At 70.7% G+C, this 11974-nt stretch carries 14 protein-coding genes and 2 riboswitches; of the genes, 8 read left to right on the plus strand and 6 right to left on the minus strand.

The genetic code is table 11. The features are described from left to right. Window positions 1-30: 30 nt before the first annotated feature. The 3 genes from AC07DC_RS29830 to AC07DC_RS29840 all read right to left on the minus strand — a co-directional run bounded on the left by AC07DC_RS29830 (window position 31) and on the right by AC07DC_RS29840 (window position 2470). Window positions 31-792 (minus strand): enhanced serine sensitivity protein SseB C-terminal domain-containing protein, encoded by a 762-nt coding sequence (locus AC07DC_RS29830; RefSeq protein ID WP_478917726.1) that lies wholly within the window; start codon window positions 790-792, stop codon window positions 31-33. A 158-nt stretch (window positions 793-950) separates the two neighbouring features. Then, window positions 951-1727 carry an enhanced serine sensitivity protein SseB gene (locus AC07DC_RS29835; RefSeq protein WP_478917586.1) on the minus strand — a complete coding sequence of 259 codons (777 nt, stop codon included), beginning with the start codon at window positions 1725-1727 and terminating at the stop codon, window positions 951-953. A gap of 89 nt (window positions 1728-1816) precedes the next feature. Then, window positions 1817-2470: an AAA family ATPase gene (locus tag AC07DC_RS29840; protein WP_478917587.1), complete on the minus strand. Its 654-nt coding sequence runs from the start codon at window positions 2468-2470 to the stop codon at window positions 1817-1819. Between the two features lie 192 nt (window positions 2471-2662). Beyond that, a riboswitch (glycine riboswitch) is annotated at window positions 2663-2758 on the plus strand. Further along, window positions 2759-2870, plus strand: a riboswitch (glycine riboswitch). It begins immediately after the preceding riboswitch. Window positions 2871-2939: 69 nt separating this feature from the next. Between AC07DC_RS29840 and gcvT the strand changes: the two genes are divergently transcribed. The 6 genes from gcvT to AC07DC_RS29870 all read left to right on the plus strand — a co-directional run bounded on the left by gcvT (window position 2940) and on the right by AC07DC_RS29870 (window position 8365). Then, entirely contained in the window at window positions 2940-4070 is a 1131-nt protein-coding gene (gene gcvT, locus AC07DC_RS29845; protein ID WP_478917588.1) for a glycine cleavage system aminomethyltransferase GcvT, read from the plus strand. A 53-nt stretch (window positions 4071-4123) separates the two neighbouring features. Then, entirely contained in the window at window positions 4124-4501 is a 378-nt protein-coding gene (gcvH, locus tag AC07DC_RS29850) for a glycine cleavage system protein GcvH (protein ID WP_478917589.1), read from the plus strand. Between the two features lie 73 nt (window positions 4502-4574). Then, window positions 4575-5843 carry a serine hydroxymethyltransferase gene (locus tag AC07DC_RS29855; protein WP_478917590.1) on the plus strand — a complete coding sequence of 423 codons (1269 nt, stop codon included), beginning with the start codon at window positions 4575-4577 and terminating at the stop codon, window positions 5841-5843. Between the two features lie 139 nt (window positions 5844-5982). Then, complete coding sequence (locus AC07DC_RS29860) at window positions 5983-7350, plus strand: L-serine ammonia-lyase (RefSeq protein ID WP_478917591.1); 1368 nt, start codon at window positions 5983-5985, stop codon at window positions 7348-7350. 353 nt (window positions 7351-7703) lie between these two features. Then, a complete protein-coding gene (locus tag AC07DC_RS29865) occupies window positions 7704-7976 on the plus strand; it encodes a hypothetical protein (protein WP_269272641.1) in 273 nt (90 codons plus the stop codon). Then, complete coding sequence (locus AC07DC_RS29870; protein WP_478917592.1) at window positions 7973-8365, plus strand: type II toxin-antitoxin system VapC family toxin; 393 nt, start codon at window positions 7973-7975, stop codon at window positions 8363-8365. Before AC07DC_RS29865 ends, AC07DC_RS29870 begins: the two co-directional genes overlap by 4 nt. Before the next feature lie 190 nt (window positions 8366-8555). On the opposite strand, the gene AC07DC_RS29875 is transcribed toward AC07DC_RS29870, so the two are convergent. Then, the gene (locus AC07DC_RS29875) at window positions 8556-8768 is read right to left on the minus strand and encodes an EF-hand domain-containing protein (protein ID WP_478917593.1); all 213 of its coding nucleotides are present in this window, start codon (window positions 8766-8768) and stop codon (window positions 8556-8558) included. 106 nt (window positions 8769-8874) lie between these two features. Between AC07DC_RS29875 and AC07DC_RS29880 the strand changes: the two genes are divergently transcribed. Then, a complete protein-coding gene (locus AC07DC_RS29880) occupies window positions 8875-9519 on the plus strand; it encodes a TetR family transcriptional regulator C-terminal domain-containing protein (RefSeq protein ID WP_478917594.1) in 645 nt (214 codons plus the stop codon). Window positions 9520-9521: 2 nt separating this feature from the next. Then, on the plus strand, window positions 9522-10007 hold the full coding sequence (locus AC07DC_RS29885) for an acyl-CoA thioesterase (protein WP_478917595.1): 486 nt from the start codon (window positions 9522-9524) through the stop codon (window positions 10005-10007). A 342-nt stretch (window positions 10008-10349) separates the two neighbouring features. Here the strand turns inward: AC07DC_RS29885 and AC07DC_RS29890 are convergent, their stop codons facing one another. Both AC07DC_RS29890 and AC07DC_RS29895 read right to left on the minus strand, forming a co-directional pair. Beyond that, on the minus strand, window positions 10350-10844 hold the full coding sequence (locus AC07DC_RS29890) for an ATP-binding protein (RefSeq protein ID WP_478917596.1): 495 nt from the start codon (window positions 10842-10844) through the stop codon (window positions 10350-10352). 286 nt (window positions 10845-11130) lie between these two features. Beyond that, window positions 11131-11898 (minus strand): enoyl-CoA hydratase/isomerase family protein, encoded by a 768-nt coding sequence (locus AC07DC_RS29895; protein ID WP_478917597.1) that lies wholly within the window; start codon window positions 11896-11898, stop codon window positions 11131-11133. Window positions 11899-11974: the final 76 nt, after the last annotated feature.

Raw genomic sequence — 11974 nt, forward strand, 5'->3', positions numbered from 1 at the left:
CCGGGCCCGTCCAGCTGGTGTCGGGCGGCCCTAGCGGGGTGCCTGGCCCTGGGGCCAGCCCTGTTGCGGCCAGCCCCAGCCGGCCGCCGGGGCGGGGCCCGAGGCGGCGTGCGCCTCACGGTCGAAGAAGGGCTGGCCGTTGGTCCGCATCCACATGGCGACCGGGTCGTACTCGTCCGCCATCGCGACCGTGGAGACGGCCAGCCCGTCCGGCACTCCGCTGATCGACTGCTGCATCATCAGCCGCACCGCTTCCACCGCCTGCGGCGAGGAGTCGTACATGTCCAGGCCGATGGCGAGGTACGGCTCGCCCAGCGCGGGCTGCACCCAGGCGCGGCGCAGCGACCGTACGGCCGGGGTCCGGTGGGCGTGCTGCGAGAGCAGGGCGTAGAACTGCGGGATCTGCAGGGCCGGCTCGCCGATCTGCAGCGGTCCCGCGGGCAGCCGGTCGAGGCCGGTGGCGATCCGGCGCAGATCGAGCCAGGGGATGCCGACGCCGCCGCCGGGGGCGTGCGGGTTCAGCCACAGTCCCCAGCGCTCGGGGAACAGGGCGGTGGCGATGTCGCGGCCCTGGACGATCTCGTGGGCGCGGTTCCAGCCGCTGGCGACGAGCTCCTGGGGAGAGGTGACCGCCGGCGCGTAGCCGTAGCCGTCGATCTCCATGTTCCCGTACTGGGCGTCGGGGGATCCGGGTGTGCCGTGCCACAGCAGCATCCAGACCTGGCCGCCGGCCAACGACACCAGCAGGTCCTCGTAGGCGTCGAATCGTCCGGGCGCCACCTGCCGAAGCATCTGCTCGACGTGGCCGGCTGCCGCCGCACCGCCTTGCGCGCCCGCGATCACGTGGGTCCGCCCCTTCTCTCCGACACCGGTGTCACCGGGTCCGGCGCACGCCTGTGCACCGCCCGCCATCAAACCAGGTTGTGCGCCCCCGCAGACAGCGCACGGGCTCAGTCCCGTCCGAAGAAGGGCCGCACCTGCTCCAGCATCCAGTCGGCTACGGGGTCCTGGGCGATGTCCAGCAGTACCAGCTGCACCGGCAGTGGCAGCGGTACGGCGCCGAGGGCGCGGCCCAGCGCGTCCATCGCGGCGGCCCGGTCCTCCTCCTGCCAGCGGTCCAGTTCGACGCCGACGAAGAGCTGCGGCGGCCCGCCCTCGACGCTGGCCACCGCGCGCCGCGCGGAGAGCACCACCGGGGTCACCGCGAACTCGCCCGCCGCCGCCGCGAGGAAGTCGACCGGCTCGTCGTCCGGTTCCGGCTCCCACAGCCGGACCCGGCCGCCGGTCGACGCCCGCGGGTCGCGGTCGGAGCGGCAGAGGTCCTGGACGGCGGGTGGCGGCAGCGGGATCCCGGCCGTCCCGCCCGGATTGACGGCGATGCCGACCTCCGGGGGCAGCCCGCGGGCGAACTCGCGGGCCGGCGCGACGGTGCAGGCCATCCCCTGAGCGGCGCGCAGGAACTGCTGCTCGGAACTGAACACCGGTATGTACAGGGTGCCGTCGAGTTCGAAGGACGGCAGGTCCAGATCGCGGCTGCCGGGCCCGCCGCCGTTCGGCAGCGGCACCCACAGCTGGGAGCGCCCGAGCACTTCGAGCAGCCGGGCGTTCGCACCCGGCGTGCCGACGCTCGCGGCGAGTACGGCTTCGAGTTCGTTGGCCGGCCATGCGTCGGCCGGGTGGGGAGCACCCCCAGCGCCGGCTGGGGGAGGCGGAAGCTGCGTGTTCACTGCGCTGTGCCTCGCGGGGTAGAGCCTGGGATGTCTGCTTCGTACGGCCGGTGCCCGCCCTGCCCGGCGCCTGCCGCTCTGCCGGAACCCTAGCGGTTACCGGGTTGCCGGCCGCCCTGATCCGCCGGAACGGCCATCTGGGCGGACTCGGGACCCGCCCGGCCGCCGCCGAAGACTATCCGCCGCACCGCGCCCGCCGCGGACCGGTCCAGGAGCAGCGCGGAGACGCAGCCGTCGGGCCGCCCGCCTGACCCGGCCAGCGCCACCAGCCGCCGGGCCGCCCTGCGGTGCCGGGCCATGGCGTATCCGGACACCGTCCGCCCGCGCGCGAGCTGGCCGGCGCGGGCCGCGTCCTCCGGTACGTCCAGTACCAGCAGGTGCAGCCCCCGGCCGCGGCGGCGGGCGTCCCGGGCCAGCCAGCGCCGGACCCAGGCCAGCGAGCCGCAGTCATGGACGACGAGGCTGGCTCCGGTGCGCAGCGCCCGGCGCAGCCGCGCGTAGTGGACGAGCCGCACCAGCGGGCGGTACGCCGCGTACGGCAGCAGCGGCGGCATCAGTGACTCCCAGTGCCGCCGGACGTCCTGCGAGTCGATCCTGCGGACCTCGCCGTCCGCGCCGTCCCGCTCGTCGACCGCGCGCCGCATCAGGGTGCTCTTGCCGCTGCCCGGCAGCCCCGACACGACCAGCACGTCCCCCGCCGGGTAGCGCAGCGTCGCCCCGGCCGCCCGCTCGTCCCCCTGCACAGCCTCCGCCTCCCCCAGCCACCGCCGGGAGGTGCCCCCAAGCCGGCGACCGCCGTTCCCCAGCCACCGCTGGGAGGTACCCCCAGCCAACGTCGGTAAAGAGAGGGTAATGGCAAGCAAAGCGATTCCCCAGAGGCCCGGTGGCTTCCACCGCATGCAATGATGAGCGCCACAACTTGCATATTGGCCGTTAGAGGCCGCGCGGGAGAGTCCCTGCCATCATGAGCAGGGCGCCGAAGGAGCAAGTCCTCCCTTGAATCTCTCAGGCACAGTCACCGCGCGGGCGAGGCACATCTGAAAAGCGGTCGGGCCCGTTCACGGCCCGTCCCACCCAAGGTGCAAGCCGGGGCCCCGCCGGGCCGCGGTGAACCTCTCAGGTTCCGATGACAGATGGGGAGGCCCCTTCCTTCGGGGTTTCGTCATCCTTTGCCATGAGAGTCTCGCCACGCCTGCACCGGGAGCCCGACTGATGAGCCAGCCGCCCACCGACGCCCCGCGCCGTACGGCGCTCGACGCCCTGCATCGCGCGCTCGGCGCGACGATGACCGACTTCGCCGGCTGGGACATGCCGCTGCGGTACGCCAGCGAGCGCGACGAGCACACCGCCGTCCGCACCCGCGCCGGCCTGTTCGACCTCTCGCACATGGGCGAGATCACCGTCACCGGCCCGCAGGCGGGCGAGGCGCTGGACTACGCGCTCGTCGGCCACATCTCGGCCCTCGCGGTCGGCCGGGCCCGCTACACGATGATCTGCGCCGCGGACGGCGGGATCGTGGACGACCTGATCGTCTACCGCCTCGGCGAGGACGAGTACATGGTCGTCGCGAACGCCGGCAACGCCCAGGTCGTCCTGGACGCCGTCACCGACCGCGCCGCGGCGTTCGACGCCACGGTCCGCGACGACCGCGACGCCTACGCGCTGATCGCCGTCCAGGGCCCCGAGTCCCCCGGCATCATGAAGGGCCTCACCGACGCCGACCTGGACGGGCTCAAGTACTACGCGGGCCTGCCCGGCACCGTCGCGGGCGTCCCCGCGCTGATCGCCCGTACCGGCTACACCGGCGAGGACGGCTTCGAGCTCTTCGTGGCCCCCGAGCACGCCGAGGAGCTGTGGAAGGCGATCACCGAGGCGGGTGCCGGCGTCGGCCTCATCCCGTGCGGCCTGTCCTGCCGCGACACGCTGCGCCTGGAGGCCGGCATGCCGCTCTACGGGCACGAGCTGACCACCGCCACCACACCGTTCGACGCCGGTCTCGGCCGCGTCGTGAAGTTCGACAAGCCGGGCGACTTCGTCGGCCGTACGGCGCTGACCGCCGCCGCCGAGCGGGCCGCGGAGCAGCCGCCGCGCAAGCTCGTCGGGCTGGTCGCCGAGGGCCGCCGCGTACCGCGCGCCGGTTACCCGGTCACCGCCGCCGGCGGCGCCGTGATCGGTGAGGTCACCTCCGGTGCGCCCTCCCCGACCCTCGGACAGCCGATCGCCATCGCCTACGTCGACGCCGCTCACGCCGCGCCCGGCACCGAGGGCGTGGCCGTCGACATCCGTGGCGCTCAAGAGCCGCACAAGGTGGTTGCGCTGCCCTTCTACAAGCGCCGGCGCTGACCGACCCGCCCACCCCTGCGCGAGCACACCTTCACATCCGGGAGAATTCCGTTATGAGCAACCCCCAGCAGCTGCGCTACAGCAAGGAGCACGAGTGGCTCTCCGCCTCTGAGGCCGGAGTGTCCGCCGTGGGCATCACCTCACACGCCGCCGACGCGCTCGGCGACGTCGTCTTCGTCCAGCTCCCGGAGGTCGGAGCCGTCGTCACGGCGGGCGAGACCTGCGGTGAACTGGAGTCGACCAAGTCGGTCAGCGACCTGTACTCCCCGGTCACCGGCGAGGTCGTGGACGTCAACCAGGACGTCGTCGATGATCCCTCCCTCGTCAATTCGGCCCCCTTCGAGGGCGGCTGGCTGTTCAAGGTGAAGACGACGGAGGAGCCCTCGGACCTGCTCTCCGCCGAGGAGTACTCCGCCTTCACCGGCAGCTGAGCCCTCCCGGACCTCGATCCGGACCTCGAAACCGACCTCGATCCGTGATCCTGACCTCGACCAGGAAGATCCCATGTCGCTCCTGAACAGCTCCCTTCATGAGTTCGACCCGGACGTCGCCGCCGCCGTCGACGCCGAACTGCACCGTCAGCAGTCCACCCTCGAAATGATCGCGTCGGAGAACTTCGCGCCGGTCGCCGTCCTGGAGGCCCAGGGCTCGGTCCTCACCAACAAGTACGCCGAGGGGTACCCCGGCCGCCGCTACTACGGTGGCTGCGAGCACGTCGACGTCATCGAGACGCTCGCCATCGAGCGGGTCAAGGCGCTGTTCGGCGCCGAGGCCGCGAACGTGCAGCCGCACTCGGGCGCCCAGGCCAACGCCGCCGCGATGTTCGCCCTGATCAAGCCGGGCGACACCATCCTCGGCCTGGATCTGGCGCACGGTGGGCACCTCACCCACGGCATGAAGATCAACTTCTCCGGCAAGCTCTACAAGGTCGCCGCCTACCACGTCGACGAGAAGACCAGCCTCGTGGACATGGAGGAGGTCGAGCGCCTCGCCAAGGAGCACCGCCCGCAGCTGATCATCGCGGGCTGGTCGGCCTACCCTCGCCAGCTCGACTTCGCCGAGTTCCGCCGGATCGCGGACGAGGTCGGCGCCCTGCTCATGGTCGACATGGCTCACTTCGCGGGCCTGGTCGCGGCCGGGCTGCACCCCTCGCCCGTGCCGTACGCGGACGTGGTCACCACCACGACCCACAAGACCCTGGGCGGACCGCGCGGTGGCGTGATCCTCTCCAAGGCCGAGTACGCCAAGAAGATCAACTCCGCGGTCTTCCCCGGCCAGCAGGGCGGCCCGCTGGAGCACGTGATCGCGGCCAAGGCGGTGGCCTTCAAGGTCGCGGCCACCGACGAGTTCAAGGACCGCCAGGTCCGTACCCTCGAAGGCGCCAAGATCCTCGCCGAGCGGCTGGTCCAGCCGGACCTGAGCGAGGTCGGCGTCTCGGTGCTCTCCGGCGGCACCGATGTGCACCTGGTCCTGGTCGACCTGCGCAGCAGCGAGCTGGACGGGCAGCAGGCCGAGGACCGGCTCCACCAGGTCGGCATCACGGTCAACCGCAACGCCATCCCGAACGACCCGCGTCCCCCGATGGTCACCTCGGGCCTGCGGATCGGCACCCCGGCGCTGGCCACCCGCGGCTTCGGCACCGAGGACTTCACCGAGGTCGCCGACATCATCGCCGAGGTCCTCAAGCCGGACTTCGACGAGGACCAGGCCAAGCGCCTGTCCGCCCGCGTCGCCGCCCTGGCGGCGAAGCACCCGCTGTACCCCGGACTGTAATCGGACCGTCGTACGCGTCAGGTCGGGGCACCGCGCACACTGGAAGGTGAGCCGGTGCCCCGCACCATGTCCCCCGCACCCACCTGTCCCGCGCACCACCCCGGCAGACAACGGCGTCTGTTCAACCAAGGAGTTTCTCGTGGCCATCTCGGTCTTCGACCTGTTCTCGATCGGTATCGGCCCGTCCAGCTCGCACACCGTCGGACCCATGCGCGCCGCCGGGATCTTCGCCCACCGGCTCAAGAACGAAGGACTGCTCGCCCACACCGCCTCCGTCCGCGCCGAGCTCTTCGGCTCGCTGGGCGCCACCGGCCACGGCCACGGCACCCCGAAGGCGGTCCTGCTGGGCCTGGAGGGCCACTCCCCCCGCACGGTCGACGTCGAGACCGCCGACGACGAGGTGGCCCGCATCCGCACCAGCGGCCGGCTCAACCTGCTCGGCGCCCACGAGATCCCCTTCGACGCCTCGTCCCAGCTGATCCTGCACCGCCGCCGTTCCCTGCCGTACCACGCCAACGGCATGACGCTCTTCGCCTACGACGCGGACGGCGCGCCCCTGCTGGAGAAGACGTACTACTCGGTCGGCGGCGGGTTCGTCGTCGACGAGGACGCGGTCGGCCAGGACCGGATCAAGCTCGACGACACCGTCCTGCGCCACCCCTTCCGCACCGGCGACGAGCTGCTGCGGCTCTCCCGCGACACCGGGCTGTCGATCGCCGCCCTGATGCTGGAGAACGAGAAGGCCTGGCGCAGCGAGGCCGAGATCCGTACCGGGCTGCTGGAGATCTGGGGCGTCATGCAGGCGTGCGTCTCGCGCGGCATGTCCCGCGAGGGCATACTCCCCGGCGGCCTCAAGGTCCGCCGCCGCGCGGCCAACTCGGCCCGCCAGCTGCGCGCCGAGGGCAACCCGGCCGCGCTCGCGATGGAGTGGGTCACCCTCTACGCCATGGCCGTGAACGAGGAGAACGCCGCGGGCGGCCGGGTCGTCACCGCGCCCACCAACGGCGCGGCCGGCATCATCCCGGCCGTCCTGCACTACTACATGAACTTCGTGCCCGGCGCCGACGAGGAGGGCATCGTCCGCTTCATGCTCGCCGCCGGCGCCATCGGCATGCTCTTCAAGGAGAACGCCTCCATCTCCGGCGCCGAGGTCGGCTGCCAGGGCGAGGTCGGCTCCGCCTGCTCGATGGCGGCCGGCGCCCTCGCCGAGGTCCTGGGCGGCACCCCCGAGCAGGTGGAGAACGCGGCCGAGATCGGCATGGAGCACAACCTCGGCCTCACCTGCGACCCGGTCGGCGGCCTGGTCCAGATCCCGTGCATCGAGCGCAACGGCATGGCCGCGGTGAAGGCCATCACGGCCGCCCGGATGGCCATGCGCGGCGACGGCCGGCACCACGTCTCCCTCGACAAGGTCATCAAGACCATGAAGGAGACCGGCGCCGACATGAAGGTCAAGTACAAGGAGACGGCGCGCGGCGGTCTCGCGGTCAACGTCATCGAGTGCTGACGAAACCACCCCTGATCAGCGGTTTCGGTTCTTTCAGCTCGGTCACGGCCTTCCCCGCCTGCACGGCGGATCGTCCCTGAAAAGTCCCTGTGACAGAGCTGAAAGTCCCTGAAAAGTCCCTGGGAGATCCTTGGCGGATTGGTACCTGACCAGGCTGTTTCGAGCTCCACCTCCGACGGCCCCGGTCCCTCGGGGACGAAGGTCTGGCCATCCCGGACGCCCATCACAGCCGCTCAGGGCAGCCGGAAGAGCGGCCACCTAGGCTCCATCGCCAGCCGCTCGGCGCCTGTGGGGAGGCCATTGGTCCCAAAATCACCCGACCCCAATAACAAGACTTTTGTTAATGTAGCGTCATGACCACCTCGCCAGCGCCCGGAGAAGGCCCCGTCCGCCCGGTCTCCGTCTCGCTCCATGAAGGCACCATCGCGGCCCTCAAGGCGCGCACCGGCAACCGGGGCATGTCCGCGTACGTCGAGGCCCTCATCCAGCGCCAGCTGGAACGGGACCGGCTGCGCGAGCTCATCGAGGACGCGGAAGCCGAGCACGGCCCGGTCGACCAGGCCGCGGTCGAGGCCAAGCGGGCGCTTCTGCGCGGCGCCACGGCCGGCTCGGCGGACGCCGCGTGAGCGGCACCCTCATCCTGGACTGCGAAGGCCTGTCCAAGCTCGTACGACGCACACCGGAACTCACCGAATGGCTGGCCGCAGCCGAGGCCGAGGACATCCGCGTCATCACCAGCTCCGTCACACTCGTCGAAGCGCGCGATCCCAGGACCGACCAGGCCCGCTTCGACCACGCCGTCTCACGCGTGAACATCATCCCGCCCACGGAGGCCATCGCCCGCCACGCGAGCAAGCTGCTCGCCGCGGCGGGGCTGCACGGCCACAAGTACGCACTCGACGCCATCGTGTCCGCCACCGCACTCGCTTCGCCCGCCCCCGTGACCGTCCTGACGTCGGACCCCCAGGATCTCCTGATGCTGTGCGGGCCAGGTATCCGCGTGATCAAGATCTGACCCGCCCACGTTCGGGATTCGAACCCGAGACCTACGCACTACGAGTACGCCAGTTCAACAAAGCCGGCCTCGACGCGATAACACCAAACATTCGCTGTGCGATCCCACCCCCGCCCCATGGGTGCCGAGTGCCGCCGGATACTGAGAAGGGCCCGGCACCGGTCACGGTGCCGGGCCCTTCTCATGGAGGTCAGCCCTGCAGCTTGGCCCAGAACTCGTCCCACGAGAGCTGGCCGTCACCATCGGTGTCGCCGGCGTTGATCACGGCCTGGGCGACCGTCTCGGTGGTGTAGAAGTCCCCGAGCTCGGCCATGACCTTCTTGTACTCGGCCGCGGTGATCTGACCGTCCTTGTCGAGGTCATACCGGTCGAACGCCCTCTTCGCTGCCTCGATGTCCGCCACGTGACCCGCCCCTTCTCTGTGCCTGATTGACCGGCTCAGATTATCGGGATTTCCGGCCCCAACAATAAGTACGACCGGTCGGTCGTCTTTCTGCTACGGTGAGGTCATGGCAGACAGCGAGCGGCCCGACGGCAGGCGCGTACGCGGACAGCGGACGCGGGAAGCGGTGCTGGACACCGCCGTGGCGCTCGCCTCGGTCGACGGGCTGGACGGACTGTCGCTGGCGCGGCTGTCCGGAGCGCTCGGGGTGAGCAAGTCCGGACTGTTCACGCACTGGCGGGACAAGGAGCAGCTCCAGCTCGACGTCGTCGACCGGGCTCGCAAGCAGTGGAGCGCGCTGGTGGCGCGGCCCGCGCACGAGGCGCCGGCCGGGGTACGGCGGCTGCTCGCGCTGCACGAGGCGCGGCTGGCCTTCTACGCCGAGGACGTGCTGCCCGGTGGCTGCTTCTTCGCCGCCGTGCAGACGGAGTTCGACGACCGGCCGGGCGCGGTGCGCGACCGGCTCGTGCAGTCGATCGCCGAATGGACGCGGTACATCCAGGACCTCGTCGAGGAGGCCGTCGCCCTCGGCGAGCTGCGCGCGGACGTGGACGCGGCGCAGCTCGCGTTCGAGATCGACGCGCTCGGCGAGGCCGTGGTCACCCACTCCCGGCTGATGGACCGGGCCACCGTCTTCGGCCAGGCGCACCGCGCCGTCCTGAACCGGCTCAGAGCCTGCTGCACCGACCCTTCGATCCTCCCGGAGAGCTGAACATGACGACCACCGCCCAGCCGCCGGCCGCTCACGAAGTGCCGGCCGCGCAGATCTTCCCCGTCCAGATCCACTTCGACGATCTCGACGCCCTGGGGATGGTCCACAACGCCCGCTACGCACTGTTCATCGAGCGCGCGATCACCGCCTACTGGGTCGACCGGGGCTGGTCGTACACCTCCGAACGCTCCCAGTACGACGACACGTTCCTCGCGGTCTGCGAGTTCCGGATCGAGTACCTGGCACCGATCCTCGGCGCTGGCGACGCAGCCGTGCACATCTGGATCGAGCACCTGGGGCGCACCAGCGTGGTGTACGGCTTCCGCGTGCTGTCCGCCGACCACGAGGTGGTGCACGCCTCGGGACGCCGCGCCCAGGTCAAGCTGGACCCGGCCACACTGCGCCCCAGCCCGCTGAGCGACGAGCTCCGAGCTGCGGCGGTCCCGCTTATGCTGCCCGCGGGGGCGTCCATACGCTCCACCACATAGCGAATCGTTCGAAAGCAAGATCGATATACTTCTTATTCGCTGTTTACAAGGCAAGTGGCGCAGTTCACTCCCCTATACGTAAGCGATTGACGAATAATATTGTCAAATGCCCGAAATACGGGTTTGCCTGCCCGGTGCCCGCTGTGTCAGAGTCGGTGCCAACGGCCCCCACTGACCCGGGCTGAGCCGTTCCCAAGGCGCCGCGGACCACACCCCCCTTGCTCCGCGGCGGTACGAAGAGGCCCTCAAGCCGTCGCACAACGACAGCAGAGGGCCTCTTCGCGTTGTACGGAGCGGGGACGCCGCCCAGCAGTCCCTGCGATCCCGGCGCTCTCAGCGCTCTCAGCGGTCCAGGACGCGCAGCTCGAACCACGTGGTCTTGCCGTGCGGTTGGAGGTCCACTCCCCAGCGGTCGGAGAGCTTGTCGACCAGGAAGAGACCGCGGCCGCTGATGTCGAGCTCGCGAACCGGCAGCAGGCAGGGCAGCGCCCGCGAGGGATCGCGGACCTCGACGCGGATCCAGCCGCGGCGGTGCAGCATCCGGATCCCGAAGGTGCGGGCGCCGGTGTGCCGGACGGCGTTGCCGACCAGTTCCGAGACCAGTAACTCGACGGTGTCGGAGAGCTGCGGAAGCGCCCACTGGCGCAGCACCGAGACGGAGAGCCGGCGCGCGGTCGAGGCGGACTCGGGGCGCGAGGTCAGCCGGACCTCCTCCACCGAGGGATCCCCGACCAGATCGAGGGCTTTGGCAGCCGCCTCGTCGGCCGCTGCCGACGGCCACGCCGCAGCGGCGATGCTCACCCGCTGCGGTTGCTCGGATGCTCCCCGGCCCGCCATGCGTTCATCATGGCCGCACGGGAGGCGGTTCGGGGTGGATCCGGGGGAATTGGCCTACCGGAATGAGAGGTTCCATAAGCGTGTTCAGGCATATGCCGCAGGCATTGATCACACTTCGGAAGCCATGATGACCTGCAGTGATGAGTTGCTGACGATCAGCTACGGACGGTCCCGGGCGGGGATTCCTTAAGGTTGGCTTAAGGCTGCTTTAAGGTCCCCCACCCGGTCGGCCCCCTGTCAACAGGCCCCCGAAAGAGTCGTGCGGGAGCCGCAACGGACCCGTCGGCTAACGGAACTTGGCCTTGCCCGGCCCGTCCTCGACGAAGCTGCGCATGCCGGTCTCGCGGTCGGCCGTGGCGAACAGTCCGGCGAACAGGGCACGTTCGATGGTCAGCCCGGTCTCCAGATCCGTCTCCAGACCGCCGTCGATCGCTTCCTTCGCCGCGCGCAGGGCGTACGCGGGACCGCGGGCGAGGCGTTCGGCCCAGGCGCGCGCCTCGGCGTAGACCTGCTCCGCGGGCACGACCTTGTCGACCAGCCCGATGGCCAACGCCTCCTCGGCCTTCACCATCCGTCCGGTGAAGATCAGGTCCTTGGCCCGGGACGGGCCCACCAGGCGCGTCAGCCGCTGGGTGCCGCCGGCGCCGGGGATCAGACCGAGCAGGATCTCCGGCTGGCCCAACTTGGCGTTCGAAGCAGCGATCCGGATGTCGGCGCAGAGCGCCAGCTCGCAACCGCCGCCCAGCGCGTAGCCGGTGACCGCGGCGACCACCGGCTTGGGGATCCGGGCGACCGCGGTGAAGGACTCCTGCAGCGCGCGCGACCGGTCGACCATGCCCTCGTAGGACATGGCCTGCATCTCCTTGATGTCCGCGCCGGCCGCGAACACCTTCTCCCCGCCCCAGACGATGACGGCGCGCACGTCGTCGCGCCGCCCCGCCTCCTCCGCGACCACCCGCAGCCGGTCCTGGGTGGCGATGTCCAACGCGTTCATCGGCGGCCGGTCGATGCGGATCGTGCCGACGCCTTCGGCGACTTCGAGGCTCACAGTCATGGTCCGGAGACTACTTCGCCGGGCGGGCCCGAAGAACAGGCCCGCCCGGCGACGGAGGTCACATCTGCTGGTCAGC

The organism is Streptomyces sp. NPDC045021 (assembly GCF_056432645.1).

Bases quoted from the DNA above. Each gene is read 5' to 3' on its own strand.
- AC07DC_RS29830 (WP_478917726.1), bottom strand. From the start codon at position 792: ATGCTTCGGCAGGTGGCGCCCGGACGATTCGACGCCTACGAGGACCTG.
- gcvT (WP_478917588.1), top strand. From the start codon at position 2,940: ATGAGCCAGCCGCCCACCGACGCCCCGCGCCGTACGGCGCTCGACGCC.
- gcvH (WP_478917589.1), top strand. From the start codon at position 4,124: ATGAGCAACCCCCAGCAGCTGCGCTACAGCAAGGAGCACGAGTGGCTC.
- AC07DC_RS29855 (WP_478917590.1), top strand. From the start codon at position 4,575: ATGTCGCTCCTGAACAGCTCCCTTCATGAGTTCGACCCGGACGTCGCC.
- AC07DC_RS29865 (WP_269272641.1), top strand. From the start codon at position 7,704: ATGACCACCTCGCCAGCGCCCGGAGAAGGCCCCGTCCGCCCGGTCTCC.
- AC07DC_RS29880 (WP_478917594.1), top strand. From the start codon at position 8,875: ATGGCAGACAGCGAGCGGCCCGACGGCAGGCGCGTACGCGGACAGCGG.
- AC07DC_RS29885 (WP_478917595.1), top strand. From the start codon at position 9,522: ATGACGACCACCGCCCAGCCGCCGGCCGCTCACGAAGTGCCGGCCGCG.
- AC07DC_RS29890 (WP_478917596.1), bottom strand. From the start codon at position 10,844: ATGGCGGGCCGGGGAGCATCCGAGCAACCGCAGCGGGTGAGCATCGCC.
- AC07DC_RS29895 (WP_478917597.1), bottom strand. From the start codon at position 11,898: ATGACTGTGAGCCTCGAAGTCGCCGAAGGCGTCGGCACGATCCGCATC.